The sequence below is a fragment of the Amycolatopsis sp. A133 genome, assembly GCF_031082405.1.
Classification (GTDB): Bacteria; Actinomycetota; Actinomycetes; order Mycobacteriales; family Pseudonocardiaceae; genus Amycolatopsis.
This window is the reverse complement of the sequence record NZ_JAVHJU010000041.1, coordinates 105,247-128,302: the sequence shown is the minus strand read 5'-3', so window position 1 is coordinate 128,302 and position 23,056 is coordinate 105,247. Positions and strand designations below refer to the sequence as shown.

At 73.9% G+C, this 23,056-nt stretch carries 24 protein-coding genes and 1 pseudogene; 13 read left to right on the top strand and 12 right to left on the bottom strand.

Features of this window, described 5'->3' with window-relative positions; all coding sequences use genetic code 11:
* The first annotated feature begins 165 nt into the window (after positions 1 to 165).
* The 6 genes and pseudogenes from Q5425_RS26660 (at position 166) to Q5425_RS45805 (ending at position 2,744) form a co-directional block, all read left to right on the top strand.
* A complete protein-coding gene (locus Q5425_RS26660) occupies positions 166 to 288 on the top strand; it encodes a hypothetical protein (protein ID WP_308675046.1) in 123 nt (40 codons plus the stop codon).
* 60 nt (positions 289 to 348) lie between these two features.
* A complete protein-coding gene (locus Q5425_RS26655) occupies positions 349 to 471 on the top strand; it encodes a hypothetical protein (protein WP_308675045.1) in 123 nt (40 codons plus the stop codon).
* Between the two features lie 85 nt (positions 472 to 556).
* Complete coding sequence (locus Q5425_RS26650; RefSeq protein WP_308675044.1) at positions 557 to 961, top strand: VOC family protein; 405 nt, start codon at positions 557 to 559, stop codon at positions 959 to 961.
* Between the two features lie 15 nt (positions 962 to 976).
* Positions 977 to 1,810 (top strand): MEDS domain-containing protein, encoded by an 834-nt coding sequence (locus tag Q5425_RS26645; protein WP_308675085.1) that lies wholly within the window; start codon positions 977 to 979, stop codon positions 1,808 to 1,810.
* Positions 1,807 to 2,202: pseudogene (locus Q5425_RS45810) on the top strand (MEDS domain-containing protein); the annotation flags it as partial. The gene Q5425_RS26645 and the pseudogene Q5425_RS45810, both read left to right, overlap by 4 nt.
* A gap of 359 nt (positions 2,203 to 2,561) precedes the next feature.
* Complete coding sequence (locus Q5425_RS45805; RefSeq protein ID WP_396135249.1) at positions 2,562 to 2,744, top strand: hypothetical protein; 183 nt, start codon at positions 2,562 to 2,564, stop codon at positions 2,742 to 2,744.
* Between the two features lie 113 nt (positions 2,745 to 2,857).
* On the opposite strand, the gene Q5425_RS26635 is transcribed toward Q5425_RS45805, so the two are convergent.
* Entirely contained in the window at positions 2,858 to 3,796 is a 939-nt protein-coding gene (locus Q5425_RS26635) for a lysyl oxidase family protein (protein WP_308675042.1), read from the bottom strand.
* 161 nt (positions 3,797 to 3,957) lie between these two features.
* On the opposite strand from Q5425_RS26635, the gene wecB reads away from it, so the two are divergent.
* Positions 3,958 to 5,133, top strand: coding sequence for a non-hydrolyzing UDP-N-acetylglucosamine 2-epimerase (gene wecB, locus Q5425_RS26630; protein ID WP_308675041.1), 1,176 nt, complete (start codon positions 3,958 to 3,960; stop codon positions 5,131 to 5,133).
* Here wecB and Q5425_RS26625 read toward each other — a convergent pair.
* Positions 5,103 to 6,422, bottom strand: coding sequence for an NAD(P)/FAD-dependent oxidoreductase (locus tag Q5425_RS26625; RefSeq protein WP_308675040.1), 1,320 nt, complete (start codon positions 6,420 to 6,422; stop codon positions 5,103 to 5,105). The genes wecB and Q5425_RS26625 overlap by 31 nt on opposite strands.
* 5 nt (positions 6,423 to 6,427) lie before the next feature.
* A complete protein-coding gene (locus Q5425_RS26620; RefSeq protein ID WP_308675039.1) occupies positions 6,428 to 7,243 on the bottom strand; it encodes a glycosyltransferase in 816 nt (271 codons plus the stop codon).
* A 304-nt stretch (positions 7,244 to 7,547) separates the two neighbouring features.
* On the opposite strand from Q5425_RS26620, the gene Q5425_RS26615 reads away from it, so the two are divergent.
* Entirely contained in the window at positions 7,548 to 8,978 is a 1,431-nt protein-coding gene (locus Q5425_RS26615) for an exopolysaccharide biosynthesis polyprenyl glycosylphosphotransferase (RefSeq protein WP_308675038.1), read from the top strand.
* A complete protein-coding gene (locus tag Q5425_RS26610) occupies positions 8,978 to 10,351 on the top strand; it encodes a putative glycoside hydrolase family 15 protein (RefSeq protein ID WP_308675037.1) in 1,374 nt (457 codons plus the stop codon). Before Q5425_RS26615 ends, Q5425_RS26610 begins: the two co-directional genes overlap by 1 nt.
* Before the next feature lie 171 nt (positions 10,352 to 10,522).
* Here Q5425_RS26610 and Q5425_RS26605 read toward each other — a convergent pair whose 3' ends face one another.
* From Q5425_RS26605 to Q5425_RS26565, 9 genes are all read right to left on the bottom strand, one after another.
* The gene (locus Q5425_RS26605) at positions 10,523 to 11,653 is read right to left on the bottom strand and encodes a glycosyltransferase family 4 protein (RefSeq protein WP_308675036.1); all 1,131 of its coding nucleotides are present in this window, start codon (positions 11,651 to 11,653) and stop codon (positions 10,523 to 10,525) included.
* The gene (locus Q5425_RS26600; RefSeq protein WP_308675035.1) at positions 11,650 to 12,756 is read right to left on the bottom strand and encodes a glycosyltransferase; all 1,107 of its coding nucleotides are present in this window, start codon (positions 12,754 to 12,756) and stop codon (positions 11,650 to 11,652) included. Before Q5425_RS26600 ends, Q5425_RS26605 begins: the two co-directional genes overlap by 4 nt.
* A 46-nt stretch (positions 12,757 to 12,802) precedes the next feature.
* Entirely contained in the window at positions 12,803 to 14,227 is a 1,425-nt protein-coding gene (locus Q5425_RS26595) for an oligosaccharide flippase family protein (RefSeq protein ID WP_308675034.1), read from the bottom strand.
* Positions 14,224 to 15,483: a glycosyltransferase 87 family protein gene (locus tag Q5425_RS26590; RefSeq protein ID WP_308675033.1), complete on the bottom strand. Its 1,260-nt coding sequence runs from the start codon at positions 15,481 to 15,483 to the stop codon at positions 14,224 to 14,226. Before Q5425_RS26590 ends, Q5425_RS26595 begins: the two co-directional genes overlap by 4 nt.
* A gap of 156 nt (positions 15,484 to 15,639) precedes the next feature.
* The gene (locus tag Q5425_RS26585; RefSeq protein ID WP_308675032.1) at positions 15,640 to 16,488 is read right to left on the bottom strand and encodes a hypothetical protein; all 849 of its coding nucleotides are present in this window, start codon (positions 16,486 to 16,488) and stop codon (positions 15,640 to 15,642) included.
* Entirely contained in the window at positions 16,485 to 17,543 is a 1,059-nt protein-coding gene (locus Q5425_RS26580; RefSeq protein ID WP_308675031.1) for a glycosyltransferase, read from the bottom strand. The genes Q5425_RS26585 and Q5425_RS26580 overlap by 4 nt, the downstream gene beginning before the upstream one ends.
* Positions 17,518 to 18,750 carry an O-antigen ligase family protein gene (locus tag Q5425_RS26575; protein WP_308675084.1) on the bottom strand — a complete coding sequence of 411 codons (1,233 nt, stop codon included), beginning with the start codon at positions 18,748 to 18,750 and terminating at the stop codon, positions 17,518 to 17,520. The genes Q5425_RS26580 and Q5425_RS26575 overlap by 26 nt, the downstream gene beginning before the upstream one ends.
* 2 nt (positions 18,751 to 18,752) lie before the next feature.
* Positions 18,753 to 19,718 (bottom strand): polysaccharide deacetylase family protein, encoded by a 966-nt coding sequence (locus tag Q5425_RS26570; RefSeq protein WP_308675030.1) that lies wholly within the window; start codon positions 19,716 to 19,718, stop codon positions 18,753 to 18,755.
* Positions 19,715 to 20,551 carry a hypothetical protein gene (locus tag Q5425_RS26565; RefSeq protein ID WP_308675029.1) on the bottom strand — a complete coding sequence of 279 codons (837 nt, stop codon included), beginning with the start codon at positions 20,549 to 20,551 and terminating at the stop codon, positions 19,715 to 19,717. The genes Q5425_RS26570 and Q5425_RS26565 overlap by 4 nt, the downstream gene beginning before the upstream one ends.
* Positions 20,552 to 20,958: 407 nt before the next feature.
* Here Q5425_RS26565 and Q5425_RS26560 point away from each other — a divergent pair, with 407 nt between their 5' ends.
* From Q5425_RS26560 to Q5425_RS26545, 4 genes are all read left to right on the top strand, one after another.
* A complete protein-coding gene (locus tag Q5425_RS26560; protein ID WP_308675028.1) occupies positions 20,959 to 21,327 on the top strand; it encodes a hypothetical protein in 369 nt (122 codons plus the stop codon).
* Positions 21,328 to 21,441: 114 nt separating this feature from the next.
* A complete protein-coding gene (locus tag Q5425_RS26555; RefSeq protein WP_308675027.1) occupies positions 21,442 to 21,783 on the top strand; it encodes a hypothetical protein in 342 nt (113 codons plus the stop codon).
* Positions 21,784 to 21,860: 77 nt separating this feature from the next.
* The gene (locus tag Q5425_RS26550; RefSeq protein ID WP_308675026.1) at positions 21,861 to 22,187 is read left to right on the top strand and encodes an ANTAR domain-containing protein; all 327 of its coding nucleotides are present in this window, start codon (positions 21,861 to 21,863) and stop codon (positions 22,185 to 22,187) included.
* Positions 22,188 to 22,591: 404 nt separating this feature from the next.
* Positions 22,592 to 22,942: a hypothetical protein gene (locus Q5425_RS26545; protein ID WP_308675025.1), complete on the top strand. Its 351-nt coding sequence runs from the start codon at positions 22,592 to 22,594 to the stop codon at positions 22,940 to 22,942.
* Positions 22,943 to 23,056 lie beyond the last annotated feature (114 nt).

Here is a 23,056-nt window from a genome sequence, read left to right as displayed (position 1 = left end):
GCCGAGCCGGGCTACCGGCCGGCCGGTTCGTTCACGTTGGCGCTGGCCGACGTCCGCGCGTTGCGGGTGCGGATCGCGGCCTACCTGCACCAGCGGAGCGGGTGAGGTCGTGCGGCTCCCGCCCGGGCCGCGGCCGGTTGAGCGGCAGGTCGCGAGCCGCGCTGCGTGTGCGACCCGGCCCGTCCCGAGCCGGGCTACCGGCCGGCCGGTTCGTTCACGTTGGCGCTGGCCGACGTCCGCGCGTTGCGGGTGCGGATCGCGGCCTACCTGCACCAGCGGAGCGGGTGAGGTCGTGCGGCTCCCGCCCGGGCCGCGGCCGGTTGAGCGGCAGGTCGCGAGCCGCGCTGCGTGTGCGACCCGGCCCGTCCCGAGCCGGGCTACCGGCCGGCCGGTTCGTTCACCTTGGCGCTGGCCGACGTCCGCGCGTTGCGGGTGCGGATCGCGGCTTACCTGCACCAGCGGAGCCGGTGAGGTGCTGCAGGCCCGTTGAGCAGGCAGCCGGTGGCGGGCCGCACTACGCTGCGGCTCGGCGTCTTCGCGGGACGGAGGGACGGCCATGGCCATCAGGCTGGGCAGCACGGTGATCAACTGCACCGATCTGGACACCATGAGCCGGTTCTGGTGCGCGGCGCTGGGCCTGCGGCCGGTGTCCGAGGACAGTGACTTCCGCCTCCTGCGCGGCCCGTACGTCAACCTCTCGCTGCAGCGCTCCTCGACGCCGGTGTCGGCGCGCGACCAGATGCACCTGGACCTCTACGCCGACGACCAGCAGCACGAGGTCGCCAGGCTGGTTGGCCTGGGCGCGCGGTTCGTGCGCCACGTCGACGACGACCCGGCCGACGACTGGGTCGTCCTGACCGACCCCGAGGGCAACCTGTTCTGCGTCTGCGCGAAACCGGCGGCCGAGGTCCGCGACCCCGGCGTCCGGGCGGGAACGACGGGTGCCGGTCCGGCGGCGTAGTCTCGGTCCGTGCTGATGCCGACCCAGCGGGACCGCGGATCGGTCCGCGACCACGTGTGCCGCGGCTACCGGCAACGCGCTGAGTTCGTCGCCCACGCCCAGGAGTTCCTGGCCGAGGGCCTGGCGGCCGGCGAGCGCGTGCTCTACGTCGCCGCGGGTGACGAGGCCGCGCTGACCAGGGAACTCCGGGGGCACGAAGGGTGCCGCGAGGGCCTGGAACGCGGTGCGGTCCAGGTCGCCTCGGTGGACGCGACCTACCCCACGGGCGCCGTCGTCGATCCTGCCGGCCAGGTCGAGCTCTACGCCGCGGCGACCTCCGAAGCGCTGGCGGCCGGGTTCACCGGGCTGCGGGTCGCGGCCGATGCGACGTCGCTGGTGCGCACCCCGGCCCAGCTGGACGCCTTCGCCCGCTATGAGCACCTGGTGGACCGGTACATGGCCGGTCACCCGATGTCGGCGATGTGCGGCTACGACCTGATCGAGCTCGGCCGCGAAGTCGTCGCGCAGCTCGCCTGCATGCACCCCCGCGCCCACGAGGGCGGGGCGCCGTTCCACCTGCACGGTCACCCGCGGGACGGCAGCGCCGCCGCGCTGGACGGGGAGCTGGACCTGGAGGCCCGCCGGCTCTGGCCGCCGGCCCTGGAGCGCGCCGGCCTGCGGGCCACGGCGGGCACGATCGAGATCGACGCCACCGGCCTCGGCTTCGTCGACCACCGCAGCCTGGTCGCGCTGGCCGACTACGCCGGGCGGCACGACGCCACGGTGGTCCTGCGGACGCGGTTGTCCACGGCCGGCCGGCTCGTCGAGCTGCTCGACCTGACCGGCGTGCGCGTGGAGCGCGCCGCGTGAGCGTCGACCGGGGCTACGACCACGCCGCCGTCCACTACACCCGCGACGAGGAGCTGCTCGGCGTCGCCGTGCCGTTCCTGGAGGGCGGGCTCGCCGCGGGGGAGCCGACCCTCGTGTCGCTGGAGCCGGAACGCGCCGAACTGGTGCGCGGCGCCCTCCCGCCGTCCGCGCCGGTGGAGTACCTCGCCACCGGCGACCTCTACGTGCGGCCCGCCGCCGCGATCAAGTCCTACCGCGCGATGATGGCCGGCTTCGTCGACGGCGGCGCGGCCGGGATCCGCATCTTCGGCGAGATCCCGCCGGCCGCGATCGGCGCCGCCTGGGACGGCTGGGCCCGCTACGAGTCGGCGGTCAACCACGCCTACGGTGAGTTCCCCCTGCGCAGCATGTGCGCGTACGACACCCGCACGACGCCGCGGCACGTGCTCGACGACGTCGCCCGCACCCACCCCTTCGTCGCCACCCCCGGCGGCGGGCACCACACCAACACCGGCTACGTCGACCCGCGGTCCTTCCTGGCCGGCCCCCGGCCGATGACGCCGCTCCCGATCGAGCTGACCGCACCGCTGGCCGAGCTCGCCGACCCCCGGCCCGCGGACGCGCGCCGGGCCGTCGTGGCCACCGCCCCGGCCGACCTGCCCGCGGCCGAGGTGGACGACCTCGTCCTCGCGGTGAGCGAGCTCGTGGACAACGCGCTGCGCCACGGCCACCCCCCCCGGTCCGGGTCCGCATCTGGGCGGGGGAGGCGAAGATGGTCGTCTCGGTGCACGACGCGGGAGAAGGCCCCACCGACCCGTTCGCGGGTCTCCTGCCGGCGGACCGCACCACCGGTGGCCGCGGGCTGTGGATCGCCCACCAGATCTGCAGCCAGGTCACCCTGCACCGCGACGACACCGGCTTCACGGCCCGCCTCGTGGCGGGCCGCCCCTGGTAGCGGCTCAGGCGCCGCGGAATCACGGCGCCGCCACCCGATGACCTCGGCGTCGGTGGCCGGCCGCCTGCTCCACCTCGGCGGTCCGCCACTCCCGAACCGAGCCTCGCGCCGCCTCAGGTGCAGCGGGGCTGACCGGGGCAGCTGCGCAGGAACGTGACAACCGGAGCCGCCGCGATGCTGTCCCGGCCCGGCATCCCCAGCGGCCACGCGATCGACAAAGCGATGGCCGAGGAGTTGTTGCGGTAGTTCGTCTCCAGCAGCGTCCGGTCGGCGTTCACCGTGTTCACCAGGTCGTACGTCCCCGCCGGCACATTGGTGATGTCCAGCCACTGGAAGTCCACGGTGTACTTGTAGTCGTCGCCGGCGCCGACCGAGATCCCCTCGAGCACGTCGAGGGCGGTCGGTTCGTGGTGGCGGCACATGTTGTCGCGCAGGGTTTCGGCGAGCTGCGCGTCGGGGCCGGTGGCGCCCGGGACGTGGGACAGCCTGCCGATGTCGTGCACGCGGAACCGGTCGCCGAGGCAGAAGCCGTTCTTGCGGTCGGTGACGACGGTTTTGCCCTGCTGGGAAACCAGCGCGAAGTGCTCGAAGTTCATCAGGTGCCAGTGCTGGTGGGCGAGGGCCGGCTCGTAGTACGTGAAGGCCCCGGTCGCGCGTTGCGCTGCCGGGTAGCTGCCCGGGATCGAGCCGTCCGTGCCGGTGCGCAGCGCCTGCCGGACGGTCATCGTTTCCTGCTTCGTGCTGTCGCGGCGGCCGTAGAGCAGCAGCGGTCCGTCGCCGATGTTCTCTTCCGAGCTGGTGAACCGCAGCCGGACGGCCTTCGCCACGGACGGCGCGACGCAGCGGCCGTTCGGCGCGGCGGGATCGATCACCGGGCACACGTCCCAGGCGGTGCACTGCAGGAGTTCGCCGGTACTGCCGCCGGCGCAGCCCGGCGGGGCCTGGCGCAGATCGGGGAGCAGGTAGTCCGGACCCGGCGCGGCACCGGGTGCGGTGGCGGAGGCGGTGACCGAAAGCGCGACCAGCGCCAGTACCGCGAATTTCTTGAGCAAGAGCGGGACCGTCCTGTCCGGTATTCCGAGAGGCCCATTCTAGAGCGTCCGCATTTCCCGGGAGCGACACCGTGTCGTCACTCGATCGACTGAGTCGCCACGGGTTCCGCGGTTCCGGTGAGTAGCCTTCGGCGAACTCATCGCCCGAAAGGACCCACCGCATGCCGACGACCACCGCAGATTTCCGTGAAGCCGCCGGGAATTCCCCGGCCGTGCGGCCGGCCGGAACCGGGGGCGTCACCCTCGTCTGCGGCACGCGGCCGGAGCTGATCAAGCTGGCCCCGCTGATGCGGGCGTTCGGCGACGGGTGCGCCGTCGTCTACACCGGACAGCACTACGACCGGTCGCTGTACTCGCGCATCCGCGCGGACCTGCCGCCGTCCGACCGGTTCCACGAACTGGGGGTCGGCGCCGGCCGCCGCGGCGGCCAGCTCGGCCGGACGGTCAGCGCGGTCGACGAGGTGCTGGCGGACCGGCCCGGCCGGGTGGTGGTCGTGCAGGGCGACACGACGTCCGCGCTCGCCGGCGCGCTGGCGGCCAACGCGCACGACCTGCCGCTGGTGCACGTCGAAGCCGGGCTGCGCAGCCACGACCGCGCGATGCCCGAAGAGCACAACCGCGTGCTGATCGACCACCTCGCCGACCTGTGCTGCGCGCCGACCGAGCTCAACCGCGCGAACCTGCTGGCGGAAAACGTGCCCGCGGACCGGATCGCCGTCACCGGCAACACCGTCGTCGAAGCGCTGCAGACCGCGCTCCCGTCCGCCGAAGACCGGTGGGCCGTGCTGGCGGCACGGGGACTGGAGCGGGACCGGTTCGTGCTGGCCACGATCCACCGCCCGGAGAACGTCGACGACCCCGCGCGGCTGGCGGTGATCCTGCGCGAGCTGGGCCGCCTGCCGCTGCCGGTGGTGTTCCCCCTGCACCCCCGCACGGCCAAGAGCATCGAGGCGGCCGGGCTGCGGCCCCTGCTGGACCCGCTGGTCGAGCTGGAGCCCCAGGCCTACCCGGCGTTCCTCGCGCTGGCCGCGGAAGCCGCGGTGATCGTCTCGGATTCCGGTGGCATCCAAGAAGAAGCGAGTGTCCTGAAGCGACCGGTGGTCGTGGTGCGCCGCAGCACCGAGCGGCCCGAGATCGACGGCACGTTCGGCACGCGCGTGCTGCCGGGGCCGGCGATCGGCACGGAGGTCGCCCGGTGGCTCGACGACGTGGTCGGCCACCGGGAGCGCCTGCGCAACCTCCCGTCACCGTACGGCGACGGGTCCGCGACCGCCCGGATCGTGGCCGCCCTCGACGTCCTGCTCGATCACCGGACCGGCGTGCCGACCGCCGGCTGATCCGTCGGGACGATCCGGCCCGTGACCTCCTCCGCGAGGGCGACGCTCGAGTTCCAGCTCGTCACGTCCGGGTAGACGTGGGCGGTCGTGGCGAGCAGGAGGTTCGTCCCCTCCACCGTCACCGGCGGGCGGGCGGCCAGGTACCCCAGCGGGTACACCGGTTCCACGAACGGCGCCTTGAACACCCGCACCTCCTCGATGCCGTCGGCGCCGAGCTCCGGGTACAGCCCCCGCAGCTGCGCCGACCAGCGCGCCGCGATCGCCGCGTCGTCGTCGAGGTACAGCTGCGAGTCGCGGTCGGTGTAGTGCATGACGTACACGAGGTGGCGGCCGTCGTGGTCGCCGGCCAGCGCGGACATCGCGACGACGCCGTCGAACTCGGTGCCCGAGTGCAGCACCGGTGTCCAGTAGTGCTCGGTGACCGGCCGCCGGAGGAAGAACACGCCGGTGACCACGCCCTGGTAGGGCAGGTCGGTCGTGGGCAGCCGGGCGGCGAGCGCGTCGTCGGCGATGCGGCGCAGCAGGGGCAGCGGCACGGTGGAGACGACGTGGTCGGCGTCGAAGACCTCGCCGCCCGTCAAGGTGAGGACCGAGCGGCCGCCGGTGCTGTGCAGCCGCCGGACCGGCGTGGACGTTCGCACCACCCCGCCGGCCCGCTCGATCGACGTCCGCAGCGCGTCGATGATCGTCTTGTAACCGCCGTCCGGGTACCCGCGGGTGGCGACGTTGCGTTCGCGGCCCAGCCGCTGCCACAGGTACAGGGCGGGGACGTCCCCGAAGGACGGCCCGAACTTCGAGCCGAACATCGGCGCGAAGAGCCGCTCCCAGACGACGTCGCCGTAGAGCCCGCGCAGCCAGTCCTCGGTGCGGAGCGTGTCGAGGTCGCGGCCCTGCCCCAAGCGCCGCAGCAGCAGCGAAACCACACCGAAGCGGACGCGGTCGGGCAGCCGCAGCGCGGAAAACCGGAGCAGGTCGAGCGCGGAGTTGAACGGGTGGCGCCGTCCGTCGACGATCATGCCCATCGTCGTGTCGCGCCACTGCACCGCGTCCCGCAGGCCCAGTTCGCCCAGCAGCGCCAGCAGGCTCGCGTCGGTGGGCATGATGCAGTGGTAGAAGCGCTCGACCCACCGGTCGCCGTGGGCGAAGAACGTGCCGAGGCCGCCGAGCTGGTCGCTGCTTTCCAGCAGGGTCACGCGGGTGCCGCGGCGGGCGAGGCGGTGGGCGGCGGCGAGGCCGCAGATGCCGCCGCCGATGACGGCGACGTGCGTGGGGGTGGTCGGGTCGGTCACCGGGGTCACAGCTTCCGGTAGGGCGCCGGGCTGAGCCGGTCGCGGGCGAGCAACTTCACGTACTGCACGACGGTCCGCCGCAGCTTCAGCTTGCTGGGCCCCTGCTTGCGGTCGTACCGCAGGGCCAGCGGGACCTCGGTGATCACCGGACGGCAGTGGCGGAGCTTGAGCAGCAGCTCCACCATGCAGGCGAAGCCCTGTTCCTCGATGAGCCGTTCGCCCCAGTGCGCGCAGGCGCGCGACAGCAGCGAAGCCCGGTAGGCGCGGTAGCCGCTGGTGAAGTCGCGGACGCCGTCGACGTCGAGGGCGCGGTGGAACAGCTGCGCCGCACCGCGGGAGAGCAGCCGCCGCCCGAACGGGGCGGTCCGGTCGTCGCCGCCCGGGACGAACCGGGAGCAGATGGCGACGTCCGCGCCGGCGGTGATCTCCGCTTGCAGCGCGCGGATCAGCGCCGGGTCGTGCGTGTCGTCGGCGTCCATCACGACGACGATGTCGTCGGGCCCGGCTTCCTCCAGCGCCGCCCGGAGCCCGGACTGCACGGCGCGGCCGAGCCCGAGGTTCACCAGGTGCCGCACGACGCGGACGTCGAGGTCGCCGTAGCCCGAGCCGGCCACGGCGACCGTGGCGTCGGCGGAGCCGTCGTCGACGACCCAGACGGTGACCTGCTCGGTGCGGGCCACGTCGGCCAGCCGGCGCAGCAGCGGCGGCAGGGACGCTTCTTCGTTGAACGCGGGCAGCACGACGTGCGCCCGTCCGCCGGTCCGGCCGCCGGTGCGGTCCGGTTCGGACAGTGTGGCCAGGGTGGTCTCTTCGCGCGCCACGGTTCCCCTCGTCTGGTTGTGCTCGTCACCCGGCCGGAATCGGGTTTGGTGCGGCCGTCCTGTCCTATTCGGCTATGTTGTGTGGTTTCTTTAGTGGCCGCGGAAGTCCCCCGGAAGGATGGGCGTCATCAGAACTACTTGGGGTTTCCCGGAATCACCGGATCGAGTGGCAAAAACTGCTCGATTGGGTGGCTTTTTGCGGGATGCGGCAAAATTTCACCCAATAGGGTCGGTGTTGCCTCGAATGGCTGAGTCGTGAAGAAAGCGAGAATGGAACCCTCATGTCAAGAAGAGGTCGAGACCGGTGACTGAACTCAAGGACACGGTCGTCGCCGAACCGGTGCCGGCCCAGCGGCGCGTCCGGCCGGGCGACCGGCCGCGGGACGCCGTCCGCTCCCGTCCGCTCCTCGCCCGGGTCAACGCCGTGGCCGTGCTGCTCGTCGCCGTCGACGGCGCCGCCTGGCTGACCGCGGTGCTGCGGACCGGCGCGGGGCCGGCGTGCGCGGTGGTGACCGCCGCGGCGCTCGCGGGGGCCAGGGTGGCCGGCCGGGTCCACCGCCGCCGCCTCTGGCTCTCCTGGCTGCAGGACCTGCCGCGCTCGGTCACCGCCACCGCGCTGGCGTTCGCGCTCGTCACCGGCTTCGGGCTGGTGGCCGGGATGGACGGTGCCGACACGGCGCGCATGCAGGAGCTGGTCCTGTGCTTCGCCGTGCTCAGCGAAGCCGTCCGCCCGGCGGTCTTCGCGTTCGGCCGGTGGGGCCGCCGCCGGCTGCGGCGCTGCGACCGGGCCGTGGTGGTGGGGTCCGGCCGGATCGGCGGCGAACTGGTCCGCACCATGCTGGAGCACCCGGAGTTCGGGCTGCTCCCGGTCGGCGTCGCGGCGTCCGGCCCGGACCCGGTGCCCCCCGGCCTGCCGGTCGAGCGGATCGACGGCGACCTCACCGGCGCCATCGCCCGGCTGCGCGCGGGCACGGTGATCCTCGCCCCCGCCGACGAGAGCGACGGCGCCATCGTCGACGCCGCTATCACCGCCCACCGCCTCGGCTGCGTCACCCTGGTGCTGCCGCACCTGTTCGAGCTCTGCCCGGACGGGCCGGGGGTCGACCGCCTCCGCAGTTACCCGCTGGTGTGGCTGGGCGGCGCGCCGACCCGCCGTCCGAGCTGGTGGGTCAAGCGTGCGGTCGAGACCACGCTGGCCGCGGCCGCGCTCGTCCTGCTCGCGCCGGTCATCGCGGTCTGCGCGCTCGCGGTTGCGGTGGAGAGCGGGTTCCCGGTGTTCTTCCGGCAGGTGCGGGTCGGGATGGACGGCGGCACGTTCGTGCTCTACAAGCTGCGCAGCGTGCGGCAGGCCGCCGTCGACGATTCGCAGACCCGCTGGTCGGTCGCGGGGGACCGGCGGGTCGGCCCGGTCGGCCGCTTCCTGCGGCGGTCCTCTTTGGACGAGCTGCCGCAGCTGTGGAACGTCGTGCGCGGGGAGATGTCGCTGGTCGGCCCGCGGCCGGAGCGGCCGGTGTTCGTGCACGAGTTTTCCGCCGTCCACGACCTCTACTGGGCCCGGCACCGCGTGCCGACCGGGCTCACCGGCCTGGCGCAGGTGCACGGCCTGCGCGGCGACACCTCGATCGCCGACCGCGCCCGCTACGACAACTACTACATCGCGAACTGGTCCCTCTGGCTGGACGTCAAGATCATCATTCTCACGGTGGGAGAACTGCTGTGCCGAAGGCAACGCTGATGCGTGATCACCCGGCGGCGCGCTGGACAGCCGGGCTCGTGCTGGTGGCCGCCTGCCTGACCGGGTGCGCCACCAGCTCGGCGCAGGAGATCTCGGCGCCGCCGCCGAAGCCGCTGGCGCCGTGCGCGTGGTGGTACGGGATCGGCCAGCCGCCGACGTCGCAGGAGATCGAGCTGGCCGCCAAGCGGTACCAGGTCGTCGTGCTCAACGCCGACCAGGGCGCGGCCATGCGCCGCCTGCGCCAGCTCAACCCGCGCGTGAAGGTCCTGGTGTACAAGGACTTGTCCAGCACGCGCAACTACGCGGGCGCGGTCGACGGCGGCCAGGACGCGGTCTTCCTGCCGAGCGGGATCGGCTACGTCGCCGCCCAGGAGCACCACCCCGAGTGGTTCGCCCAGGACGTCAACGGGCGGCGGATCGAGTGGCAGGGCTACCCGAAGCACTGGCAGATGACGGTGTGGAACCCGGCCTACCAGCAGGCGTGGACCGAGGCCGTCGTCCGGGAGGTGACCCGCGAGGGCTGGGACGGGGTGCTGGCGGACAACGACTTCAACTCCCTGAGCCACTACTCGTCGGCGGTGCTCGCGGGCACCGCGAACGTCGCGGAGACCGACCGCAAGCTCCGCGACGGGCTGGACGCGTTCCTGTCCAAGGTAGGCGACGCCCTCACGAACGCGGACAAGCTGCTGGTGCCCAATGTGTCCGAGACGCACTTGCTGCCGGGCCGTTGGACCGCGCACTCCCGCTTCGGCGGCGCGATGGAGGAGAACTTCGGGTTCCGCGAGAACGGCGGCACCGGCGGGCTGCTGACCTTCCGCGGCAACGAGTTCCAGGAACTGCGCGCGCAGGCCGCGCTCGGCGAGTCCATGCTGCTGCTGGTGACGCGCACGCACAACGCGCGGGAGGAGCGCTCCGGCTACGCGAGCGCGGCGCTGCTCGCCGGCCCCCGCACGTGCTGGACCCGCGCGACCACCGACGACTACCGCGACCCGGAGTGGTCGACGCTGCAGGACAGCGGGCTCGGGGAGGCGATCGACGCGGCCAGCAGGCTGTCGAACGGCGTCTGGACCCGGACGTTCACCCACGGCTGGGTCGCGGTCAACACCACGGCGTCCACCCAGACGGTCGTCCCGCCGGAAGACCTGATCGCCGCCGGCGCATCGATTTCCCTCCCGACCCCGACTCCCACGCCGACTTCCACCTCGAAGCCGACCTCGACGTCGAGCACCGCCACGTCCACCCCGGCCCCGCCCCCGCTCACGCTCGCAGCCGCGGACGCGGCCATCCTGATCGATCCGCAGCAGCTCGTGAAGCGGGGTGCCTGGCGGGTCACCCGCGACGAGTTCCGGGTCGGCTCACTCTGGGCCCGGTGATCGTGATGCCTCCCCATCACGCGAGTTCCGCCTTCGATCACGCGAGTTCCGGCTCCAATCACGCGAATTCCGCCTTCAATCACGCGAATTCCGGCTCGGATCACGCGGAGCCCGGTGATCGAACGGGCATCACTCGTGATCGGAAGGGCATCTCGCGTGATTGAAGGGGCATCACGCGTGCTGGGCGGGTCGCCGCGAGCCGGTCAGCTGGTCGTAGAGATCCCGGTGACGGCGGGCGCAGGCCTCCGGGCGGTAGCGGGCGTGGGCGCGCTCGGCGAGGAGACGGCCGAGGCGGGCGGGGTCGGGTTCCGCGAACAGGGCCCGCAGCCGGTCGGCGAGCGCCGGGACGTCGCCGGGCGGGGCCAGGAACGAGGGCGCGCCCGGCACATCGAGCATCGCGGGCACGCCGCCGGTCGCCGTCGCCAGGACGGGCTTGCCCGCGGCCATCGCTTCGGCCACCACCAGCGGCTGCTGCTCCATCGTGGACGGCAGGACGAGCGCGTCCGCGCCGGCGAGCAGGGCGGGGACGTCGGGCCGGAAGCCGAGGAACGTCACGCGCCCGGCCAGCGGTGACCGCTGCGCGGCCCGTTCCGCCGCCGCGCGCTGCGGGCCGTCGCCGACCACCGTCAGCCGGGCGTCCGGCGGCAACACCCCCGGCACGGCCAGCGCGGCCAGCAGGTCGAGGATTCCCTTGCGCTCCACCAGCAGCCCGGCGAAGACGAGGTGCCGCACCGGCCCGCGCGGCGGCTCCGGCGCGGCCGGCTCGACGCAGTTGTCGATGTGCTCCAGCCGTCCGGCGGGCACCCGCAGGCGGCGGCACAGGAAGGCTCCCATCGACTCGGCCGGCACGATCGTGCGGTCCAGGACGCGGGCGACGACGGCGTCCCCCGTCAGCACCGTCCGCGTGTAGCCCGACGGGCCGGCCGCCCCGCGCTCCCCGCGGAACCACGGCTCCGCGACGTCGTCGGGCACGCCGTGGTAGGTCTGGACCAGCGCGGGCCGCGGGCCGCGGGCGAACCGCAGGCCCGCGATCACCAGGCCCGCCCGCCGGTCCTGCGCGTGCACCACGTCGGGCCGCCACGCCCGGATCGCCGCCCGCGCCCGCCCCGCCGCGGCGAGGTCTTCCTTGCCGGCCACCGCCAGTTCCTCGTGCCGGCCGTCGAGCAGCGCGGCTCCCCGCGCGGGCACGGGACCGAAGACCCGGACGTCGACGCCGTCCGCGGCCAGCGTCGCGGCCAGCCGCACGGTGACGTCCACCGGGCCGCCCCGGTCCTGGGTGAGCAGATAGGCGATGCGAGTCACGACAGGCGCTCCGAAGGGGTGAGTTTGTCGACGAGGGCGGCGATCTGATCGGTCATCCGGCCCCGGTCGAAGGACAGTTCCACGCGGCGGCGGCCGCGCTCGCCTTCCCGCCGGGCCAGTCCGGGATCGGCGAGGCGCGCGGCCACGGCCTCGGCGAGCAGGCCGAGGTCGCCGGGCGGCAGCACCGCGCCCGCATCGGCGACGCTCTGGCGCATCCCGCCGACGTCGAACGCGACGACCGGCCGTGCGCACGCCATCGCCTCCAGCGGCACCAGGGCCATGCCCTCGGCGCGGGAGGGCAGGACGACGACGTCCGCGGCGGTGTACCAGGCCGCGGGATCGTCGGTGTGGCCCGGCCAGCGCACGGACGTGTGCCCGGCCACCGGGTGCCGTTCGCGCCAGACGGGACCCAGCGGCCCGTCGCCGGCGAAGACGAGCTGCGCGTCCGGCAGCCGCCGCAGGACGTCCGGCCACGCGGACAGCAGCTGGTCCTGGCCCTTGAGTTCGGCCAGCCGGCCGAGGCAGACGGCGATCGGCGCGTGCTCGGGCAGCCCGAGCCGCCGTCGTGCGGCGGCCCGGTCGCCGGGGACGAAGCGGGTGGTGTCGATGCCGTTGCAGACCACTTCGGCTTCGGCCGTCACCCCCGCCGCCCGCCCGGCGGCGAGTTCGTCGTCGCTCACGCAGACGACAAGATCGGTCCACCGCGACGCGAAGCGCTCCCACGCGGCGGACGCGCGGCGCAGCGGCCCGCTCGCCGTCTCGAAGGACCACAGGTGCGGCTGGAACACGGTCGGCCGCCCGCCGCGCACGGCCAGCCGCCCGGCGAGGCCGGCTTTGGAGCTGTGCAGGTGGACGACGTCCGGATCGAGTTCGGTGAGCAGCCGCCGCAGCCGCAGGGTTTCGGCGGCGGTGTGGGGAGCGGGCCCGCGGCGAGCGGCCCAGCCGCGGACTTCGATCCCGAGTTCGCGGGCGCGGTCGCCGAGCCAGCCCGGCGGGCAGGCGATCGCGACGGACCAGCCGCGGTCCCGCTGCGCCACGGCGAGTTCGAGGACGACGACGGCGACGCCCGCGGTCACGGGCTGGGAGACGTGCACGACCTTCATCGGAGACCACCTCGGCGAGCGGCGGCTGACGCCGGCGAAACCGTCCTCATCGGAGACCACCTCGACGCAGCTCCGCGAGCGCGGTCCGCTGCAACAGCGCCGTCGCCCCGGCGTACCCGGCGACCAAGACCGCGGCTTCGGCGACCGCCCCCGGCAGCGAGTCCCCGAACCACCGCGCCACAGCCAGCGCAGGCACCGCTCCGGCGAAGCAAGCGAGCGCGACGCGAACGACCATCCCGGCCAGCTCCGCCGCCGACGGCGCCACACCAAGACCGGACAGCACCCGCCAGGCGAGCGGCACCACCAGCCACGCCGCGCCGCACTGCACCGCGGCGACGGAACCGATCCCGGCGTGGGTCAGCAGCGCCAGCCCGGCCGCGAGCAGGACCAGGTGCGTCGTCTCGAGCGCCAGGTACCGGCGGACGTGGCCGGTCGCCTTCACCGCCTGGTACCAGATCTGCAGCACGCAGATCCCCACGCCGTAGCCGGACAGCAGCACGAGCGGGCCGGCCGCGCCCGCCCACCGCTCGCCCAGCAGCACGACCCGGTCGGCGAGGACGGCCAGCACCAGGTACAGCCCGCCGGTCACCACGAGCACCGCGCGGGTGAACCGGGTGACCGCCCCGTCCAGCCGGGCTCCCTCGCGCCGCAAGCGCGTGAACACCGGGAAGGCGACCGCGCCCAGCACCACCGCCACCATGATGTAAGGCACCCAGGCGAGCCGGTACGCCAGCGAGTAGACGCCGACCGCGGCCGGCCCGAGCACGTGCCCCACCGCGAAGTAGTCGAGGTTGACCAGCAGCGCGCCCACCACCGCGGCCGGCCCCACGACGGCCACCCAGCGCAGCACTTCCCGCGCGGCAGCGGCGTCCCAGCACGGCCGCACCCCGCCGCGGGCCAGCGCGCCGAGCAGCGGCTGCGCCACCGCCGTGGCCAGCAGGCCGAGCACCAGCGACACCGGCCCGGCGCCGCACGCGGCGAGCACGACCGTCAGCCCGGCACCCAGCACGGCGCTCCCGCCGTCGGGCAGCAGCCGCCGCCGGAAGTCCAGCTCCCGGTGCATCAGGCCCATCTGCACCCCGCCGGCGGCCGAGAACGGCAGGCCGAGCGCGGCCAGCCGGACCAGCCCGGCGGCGTCCGGGGTGCCGAGCAACGCCGTGAGCGGACCGGCGGTGGCCACCAGCGCGACGGCCAGCACGACCCCGGCGCCCACGCTCAGCGTGAGCACCGTGCCCGCCGTCCGGCGCGGGTCGCCTTCGGTCCGGCCGATGACGTCGTAGACCCCGATCGACTGGACGACCTGGCCGAGGTTCACCAGCGCGACGGCCAGGGCCACGGCCCCGAGCTGCCCCTCGGTCAGCAGGGCCGCCAGCACCAGCGTGACCAGCATCTGGCTGCTCTTGCTGACGAGGTTGACCACGCCCAGCCACAGCGAGCCGCGGACCGCGCGGGTCCCGAGAGTGGTCGTCACGCGGCCCGCACCCGCCTCGCGGCGACCACCGCCAGGCCCCACGCGACGACCACCGCGGCCCCGTCCACGGTGACCGCGGCCCGCGCCCCGAACAGCGAGACGACGGCGGAGTCCACTGTGTACAGATGGGCGAAGGGGACGGCGAGCGCGAGGACGGCGAGCCCGGCCGCGCTCCAGCCCGGTTCGCCCCGGTGGCGCCACCACAGCGCGGCGACGGTGGCCATCGCGGGCACGGCGATCAGCACGTCGCCGGGCTGGTGCACCACGCAGACCACCACGGCGAGGACGGTCAGCAGCTCGGCGACCGGCTCCGCGGCGGCGCGGATGAGCAGCGCGCTCGTCACGAGCACCCCGGCGAGCACCACGAGTTCGACGCCGGAGGGCGCCCAGCCGGTGAGGCGGAACAGCACGGCGGCGACGTCGATGCGTTGGGCCGTAACGGAATCCACCGCACCGTAGTCGGTGCCCCGCGCGTGGGTGAGGTTCGCGACGACGACGTCGAGGAACGGCCCGACCCCGCCGCCGCGCACAACGAGGAGCACGACGACCGGCAGGCTGGCGGCGGCGGCGAGCGCGGTGCCCGCGAGCGCCACCCGGCGTGAGCCGCGGGCGAACAACAGGACCGCCAGCGGAAAGCCGTACTGGGGTTTCAGCCACGCGAGCGCGAGCGCCACCGAAGCCCACCCCGGCCGGTCCCGCGCGGCGAGCAGGGCCCCGGCCGCGCCGAGGGCGATCAGCGGGTTGATCTGGCCGACGTAGAGCTGCGCCTTCCCGACCTGGCTGGTCACCAGCAGCGCCGCGACCACCGCCGTGGTGACCACGAACGGCACCGGCAGGTACCGCCGGACGGCACGGGCGGTCAACGCGGCCAGCGCGACCAGCAGCAGGAGCGAAAAGACGGAGAAGGCGACGGCACCGGCCCGGTAACCCGGCAGCGCGAACGGCGCGTGCAGCAGGAGGTGGTAGGGCTGGTAGAGGTTGAAGTCCTGCCGCACCGGCCAGTGCGCGAACATCGCCGCGGGGTCGTAGGGGTTGCCGCCGGCGAGGAATTCGCGGATCGGGAAGTAGAGGGCGTCCCGGAAGTCCTGCAGCCGTTCTTCCCCGAGGACGGCGGGAGTTGGCAGCGGGACCTGCCACGAAGGGGCCAGGGCGTGCCAGGCGCTCACGGCTCCGGCGACGGTCGCGAAGAGGAGGACGAGACGCTGCTTCGGGGACAGTCCGCGATGGGTGAGAGCGGGGCTCTGCGTCGAGGTCATGCCGGCACCACCGCCGCGGAGCGGGTGGGGCGCTGTTCCGGGGCTGGGCCGCCGAGCGCAGCGCGCTGTTGCGAGGTCATGCCGGCACCACCGCCACAGAGCGGGTGGGGCGCTGTTCCGGGGCTGGGCCGCCGAGCGCAGCGCGCTGCAAGGTAGTCACGCCAGCACCACCGCCACCAGCACCGCGTCCGCCGGCAGCACAGCGACCGCCGCGGTCAGCTCACCCTGGTGCCGTCCCGCCGTGGCCACCGCCACCACCGAAGCGCCGTCTCCCTGCTCCTCCGGCAGCCCCGCCGCCAGCTTCGCCGCCGTCTCGGAGAGCTCCGGCGCCACCGGCAGCACCCGAACCGGCCGCCCGGCCGCGCGGCACAGCACCGCCAGCCGGTCGCCGGTCGCCGGGTCGTCCTCGTGCAGCACCGCCACCGGGCGGTGCACCCCCGCCGCAACCAGTGCGCGGCGCACCGGGCCCGGCCCCGCAGCTCCCGGCGTCAGCCGGCGCACCGCCGCCGTCGCCAGCGCGGCCGCGATCGCGGCGACCAGGGCCAGCCCGGTCACCAGCGGCTTGTCCGGGGCCACCGCGACGACCTCGGGCCGCGGGTCGAGCGTCCGGAGCTTGCCGGCCGGGGCGAGCAGGTCCGCGTCGATCATCGCCTTGCCCAGCGCCGTCGCCGTCGCGCCCGCCTGCTCCGCCGTCGCCGCGCGCACCGAGAGCCGCGCCAGGCCGGACGCCGGGACCAGCTCGACCGACACGTGCCCGGCGAGCTCGTCGGGCGAATACCCGGACGCCGGGGCCGCCGCCTGCAGCACCGACGGGCTGCGCGCGAGCTCGACCAGCGCGGGCAGCGCCAGCGACACGACTTCGCCGTATGGCGCGCCGTCCGCCGCGGCGGGACCGGCGAGCAGGCTCACCCGGCCCTGGTACTCCGCGTCGCGCGTCAGGCCGACGATCAGCACGAGCGCACCCACCAGCAGCGCCGCGGCGACGCTCGAGACAACGGACTTCATCGGGCACCTCGGAGCAACTCGTCGTAGGACTTCATGAGCGTGTGCGGGTCGTAGTCGCGTTCGACGGCGCGGATCCCTTCGGCCGCCACGGTTTCCCGCCTCGCCGGGTCGAACAGCAGGTGGTTCAGCGCCGCGGCCGTCGCCGCCGGATCCGCGGGCGGCACCACGATCCCGCCGCCGCCGGCCAGCACCCCGCCGATCCCGCCGACGTCCGTCGCGACCGCCGGCCGTCCGGCCGCCATCGACTCCAGCACCGCCAGCGGCAGGCCCTCCCAGTCGCTGGTGAGGACGGTGACGTCGGCCGCGGCGAGCAGGTCCGGCACGTCCGTGCGGGTGCCGAGGAACTCGATGCGGCGGCCCAGCGCCTGCGCACGGCGCTCGAGGTCCGCACGCAGGCTGCCGTCGCCGGCCAGCCACAGCACGGCGTCGCCGTCGACCGCGGCCCAGGCGTCCAGCAGCACGTCGTGGCGCTTCTGCGGTTCGAGCCGGGCCAGGCAGAGCGCGACCGGCGTCCGCTCCGGAACCCCGAGGGACGCGCGGACCTCCGCGCGGCCGAACACCGGGGACCGGGGGAACACGGCGTTGCGGATCACCACCGGCCGGTCCAGCCCCGACGCCGTCAGCCGGTCCGCGGTGGCGGCGGAGACGGCGACGACCTGGGAGGAGGTGCGGCGCAGGATCCGGGCCGCGGCGGGGTAGTCCTCGTCGGCGACGCCGTGGAAGACGGTGAGCAGCGGCCGCCGCCGTCCGGGGACCAGCGCGAGGCGGGCCACCAGGCTCGCGCCGACGTTGTGGGCCAGCACGACGTCGGGCCGGAACCGCGCGATCGCCCGGCGGGTGGCCCACGCCGCCCGCAGCACCCCCGCCTTGCTGCGGCGGGCGAGCGGCACGGGGAACGCCGGGATGCCGTCCGCGGCCAGCGCGTCGGCGCGGAAGCCGCCGCCGCTGGCGACCGCGGACACCCAGCCGTACTCCTCGCCACGGGCCACCATGCCGGCGACGAGCGTTTCCGCCCCGCCCGCCCCCATTTCACTGATCACGTGCAGCACCCGCATCGGCGCTCCCCTCTCCTTCTCGGCGAATCCGGGTTTCGGCCGCGACGGCGAGCGCGGCCAGCGACCAGAACGGCAGGTAGTACTGCTCGGACAGGAACGTCGAGGTGACCGCGACGGCGAGCAGCGACGCCTGGACGGCGACCGCCTCCGTCCGCCGCGGGCCGGGCCCGGCCCGCCGGACCGTCCGCTCGCTCGCCACCGCGGCGGTGGCGGCCACCCCGGCGAACAGCGCGAACCCGGGCAGGCCCAGCTCCGCGGCGACTTCGAGGTACATGTTGTGCGCCACCGGGGTCTGCTCGTCGACCTCGGCGTTGTGCGACTCCGCGGCGTAGTGCTCGCGGAACCCGCCGGGCCCGACGCCGAGCACCGGGTGCGCGGTCAGCATCCGGGCCGCCGCCTGCCAGCGCAGCTCCCTCGTGTCCACATTGGACGCGGCGATGAAGCTCTTCTCCTGCAGGGCCCGGTCCAGCTGCGGCCCGGCGAACGCCCACGCGCCCAGCCCCAGCGCGGCGACCGCCACGGCCGCGGCGGCGAGCACCCGCCACGGCAGCACCCGCCGCACCAGCAGCCAGCCGACCGCGGCGGTCAGGCCCAGCGCACCGCCGCGGGAGAACGTCGCCGTCGCGCCGGCCACCAGCACGATGCCCGCGGCCGTCAAGACGAACCCGCGCCCCCGGCGGTGCAGCGCCGCGAGCAGGGGGACCGCCGCGACGAGGAAGTAGGCCAGGTCGTTCGGGTCCGGCTGCGGGCCGCTCGCGCGGGCTTCGCCCTCGGCGATCAGGCTGAAGAGGGCACCCGCCCCGGCGACGGTGGCGCCGGCGGCCGCGGCCAGCAGCAGCCACCGGATCGGGACCTCGCGGCTCGCGACGTCCGCCAGCGCCGCGGTGACGACCAGGAACGGCAGCCAGCGCAGGGTGTACTCGGCGGTGAACGGACCGGCCGCGTGCCGCGCCGCCGTCACCGCGAGGACGACGGCGAGGAGCGCGAGGACCGCGTGCAGCGGCGTCGGGCGAGGCGGCTGCCGGTGGCGGACCCGGATCGCGAGCCAGGCCACCGTCAGCAGCGCGGGCGCGACCTTGCCGAGCTGGCTCTGCACGGCCGTCAGGTAGCCCTCGACCGGCGCCAGGGCGACGGTCGCGCACGCGAGGACCCGCAGCAGGGCCGCTTCACGGGTTTCACGCGCCGAGGGCCGGACGACCGCGAGCATAGTCACCGCCCGGCGTCCAACCTGGTCACCGGCCGGGTGCGGCGCACGGCCGTCCGGCGGACGTACTCCCCGGTGCCGACGACGTCGAAGTGCTCGCGCAGCGCGGAAAGCACCCAGCCGAGCCAGGCCGCCTTCCGCCCGCCCGGTGCGGCCATGCCGGGGAAGAACTCCATCCCGGGGGCGTCGGCGGCGCCGAGGACGTCGGTGGGGTGCAGCAGCAGCGAAGGGGAGACCCCACGGACGAGGCAGAGCCGCAGCGCCGTCCGGAAGTACGCCCGGGCCAGCCGCGGCGAGATCTCGTGCAGCTGCAGGAGGTACGAGCCGTGGATCGGCGTGCGCAGCAGCGGCATCGTCGTCACCGGGAGCTCGACCAGCGCGCTGCCTGCGCCCGTTCGCCAGCGGTAGGCGTGCACCGGCGCCAGCACCCGGGAAAAGCCGCCGAACAGCTCGCCGACGCCCTCTTCCGAGGTCCTCGCGGTGCGGTTGTGGTAGGCGCGGGCCAGCGGACCGATCCACGTCGGCAGGGTGCTGGCGTCGTAGGCGTAACCGCGTTCGGCGAGCAGTTCGACCAGATCGCGCGTGACGCTGTAGCCGGGACCGCGGAACCCGCCCGGCCGCGGGGCACCCGCGGCGGCGATCGCGTCTTCGGTGCGGCTCAGCTCGTCCTCGAGCCGGTCGCGGGAGTAGCGGTGCAGCCAGGGTTCGTGGCCGAAGGAGTGGTTGCCCACCTCGTGGCCCGCCGCGGCGATCTCGGCGACCGCCTTGGCGCCGTCTTCGCGGACGACGTCGGCGCCCACGACGAAGACCGTCGTCGTGAGGCCGTGTTCGCCGAGGATCTCCAGCAGCCGCGGCACCGCGGACGGCAGGAAACTGGGCCGGTCCCGCCACGCGGGATCGCCGTGGGTCTTGAGGTAGGCCCAGAGGTTGTCGAGGTCGACCGAGACGCTCGCGAGCGGCCGCGGGCTCACGCGGCTTCTCCCGCGAGGGCGGCCGTGCCCGCGCGCGACTGCACGCCGAGCAGCAGGACACCGCACACGACCACGGTGAGCCCGAGCGCGACCCACGGCCCGTGGCCGCCGACGACGTGGTCGCCGAGGACGGCGATGCCGGTCACCGACGCGAGCACGATCGTGGTCGCGTCGGCGGTGGCCACGACCGCGGCCGCCGGCCCGCGCTGCAGCGCGGCCGCCATCGACGCCTGACCGAGCACGGCGGCCACCAGCATCAGCCAGGTCAGCGGATTTCCCGGCAGGGCCGCGAGATCGAGGTGGGCGAGCGTGCGGCTCGCGACCGCCACGACGGCGAACGCGACCCCGGACAGGACCGCGGCGGGCAGGAACGTCCCCCGCCGGCCGGCGGGGATCATGGCCAGCCCGATCGCCAGCACCACCAGCGCCAAGGCGGCGACCCCGGCCGGCGGGAGGTCCGACGCGACCGAGGCCGACGAGGACCCGGCCAGCACGACGAGCCCGGAAGCCAGCAGCACCAGCGTCATCGCCTCCGCGGTGCGGATCCGCCACCCCAGTACGAGCACCCCGAACGCGGTCGCCAGCCCGATGGCCGACGAAGACGCGGTCTGGACCAGGTACAGCGGCAGGGACGCACGCGCGAAGAACGCGAGCGCGAAGCCGCCCACCTGGCCGGCGAAACCCAGCAGGTACAGGCGATCGGCGGCCAGCCGGGCCAGCAGGCCCAGTCCCGCCCCCGGCCGGTTCCCGGCCCGCCGGGCGGCGACGCTCTGCGCGACGATCCCCACCGCGTACAGCACCGCGGACGCCACGAGCACCGCGTAATCCACCACGAACGACTCCTCACGTCCCGCACCGCCTACCGGGTGTCCGCGGCAAAGCGTAGGAACGCCGAAGCGGCTTCACTTTCGAAGGATGCCGTTCGGGAAATCATCACGCTCCGAAGTGGAATTGCCGGGACGAAGCAACCCCAAAGCGTGACGCGCCGAAGTGTCTGGACCTGGGCACCACGATGGGTGATAATCGTTCGGTGATGCCCCCGGGTGCCTTCCGGAGCGATGCGCCCGGAGTCTGATGATCCACCCGTTCGGGCTACAGGAAGCCCGGTCAGCGGGTCGCGGGCCCCACACGATCGGTGAATCGAGTGGAACGACCAACGGGCCATCAGTACGTTTTTCCCACCAAGGCGGAACGACGCCTTGAATGCCGCCGTGGCAATTGTCGTATCGAGGGAGAACCCATGCTGAAGAAAATCGGCTTCGTCGCCGCCACCATGGCGGCCGGGGCGTTCGTCACCGGCGGAATCGCCGCTGCCGGCACGCACGACGATGAAGACGGTCACCACCACGGCCACTACAGCTACGACCACACCGGCCAGGTCGGCCTGGTGAACCTGAACAACACCGACGTGCTGCACAACGTCAACGCCGCCGTCGGGCTGTGTGGCAACGACATCAACGTGCTCGGCGTGCAGGTGCCGATCCACGACTCGCTCAACGGCATCGGCGTGCCGATCCTGTCGCCGGGCGCGAGCGAGGCCGAGGGTGAGTCGCCGTACAACTGCGCCTCCAGCGGTCTCGCCGACGGCGGCACCGACCAGGGCCACTGAGTTTTCCGCCCCGGCGGAAAAGCAAAAGATTTCCCGCAACCGCAATGGCGCACCATCTGGCTGCGCCGTGAGTACCGCCCTGTTCAGGGGTGGGCATTTGAGGAGTTTTTTCTCGTGATCAAGCAGCTCGGATTCGTCACGACCGCACTGGCGGCCGGCCTGGCGGCGTTCGGCGGCGCGGCCTCCGCGGCCGACTTCTCCGTCCCCGCCGACCACAGCGAGCAGTTCGGCCTGGCCAACGTGCAGAGCCTCGACGCCCTGCACAACGTGAACGTGGTCGGCGCCGTCTGCGACAACAACATCAACGTGCTCGGGGTGCAGGTCCCGCTGCACGACGTCGCCGAGGGCATCGACGTCCCGATCCTGTCGCCGGGGGCGCACGAGGCCGAGGGCTCGACGCCGTCCAACTGCGCCAGCGGCAGCATCGCGGACGGCGGGACCGCGCAGGGCCACTGATCGACCCGGTGGGAAGCCGTCGCGCGGATGCTTTTTCCGTGCGGCGGCTTTTCGCTGCCGGGAGAAAGCCAGGACGAGTGGAGCACGACCGTGGCCGCTGCGCCGCCGGTGAGGCCGACCCGGCGGCCGAGAACGCGCAGTTGCGCGAGGCGCTGTCGTCCCGGCCGGTGATCGACCAGGCCAAGGGCATGGTGATGCTCCTTCGCGGCTGCACGGCCGCGGAGGCGTTCGGCGTGCTGGTCGCCGTGTCGCAGCAGAGCAACGTCAAGCTCCGCGACGTCGCCACGGTCGTCGTGGCCGCGGGCAGCGAGGCCGAACCGGGACTGTCCGATGAGGACGCCGAGCGCGCCGTCCGCGCGGTGTTGTGCGGTCTCGTGGGGGAGTGGCGTCGCGTGGAGGAATAGCGGCGGGGAACCGGCGAGGTTGTGCGTCGCCCGGCTGCGGGCTCGGCTGAGGGTCCACACCTCGCCGGTTCCCCGGTCGGATACCCGCTCCTGGGGTCAGAGGAACGAGTTTCCGTGCCGTCAGCCTACGGTCTCCGCCTCGTTCGCGTCGCTGTTCTCCGGGTGGTTGTGGCCTGAACGGGTGTGCGAATCCGCTCGCCCGGCGTCGAAAAGATTTTCCCGCGGTAAACCTGTCCGACCCGATCGGGCCAATCCATGCGCGGTCAAGGGCCTGGAGTGCGCACCCGATGGTGGTGTGAGGTGGAATTCACCCCGGTGGACCAGTACGTTTCCCTCACGCGGGACGGGAGAACACACACCTCGCCACCGTCCCGGCCGATGCACCGCCTAATCGAGGAGAACAAATGCTGAAGAAGGTTGGATTCGTCACGGCTGCCATGGCGGCCGGCGCTTTCCTGGCCGGTGGCGTCGCGGTCGCCGGTACGCCGGGCGACCACGACCACCACGATGGCCACACCGGTCAGCTCGGCCTGCTCAACCTGAACAACACCGACCTGCTGCACAACGTCAACGCCGTGGTCGGCGTGTGCGAGAACGACATCAACGTCCTCGGCGTGCAGGTCCCGATCCACGACTCGCTCAACGGCATCGGCGTGCCGATCCTGTCGCCGGGCGAGCACGAGGCCAGCGGCGAGTCCCCGGAGAACTGCGCGTCGGGTGGCGTCGCCGACGGCGGCACGAGCCAGGGCCACTGAGTCCCCGCGCCACGGCCGCCCGTTGTGTGTGCGGAAGCCGGCCGGGGCGCGGACTCCGGCGCTGCACGTGACGTCGTCCGGCGTGCCCGGAACAGGGAGCGAGCTGCACACTCC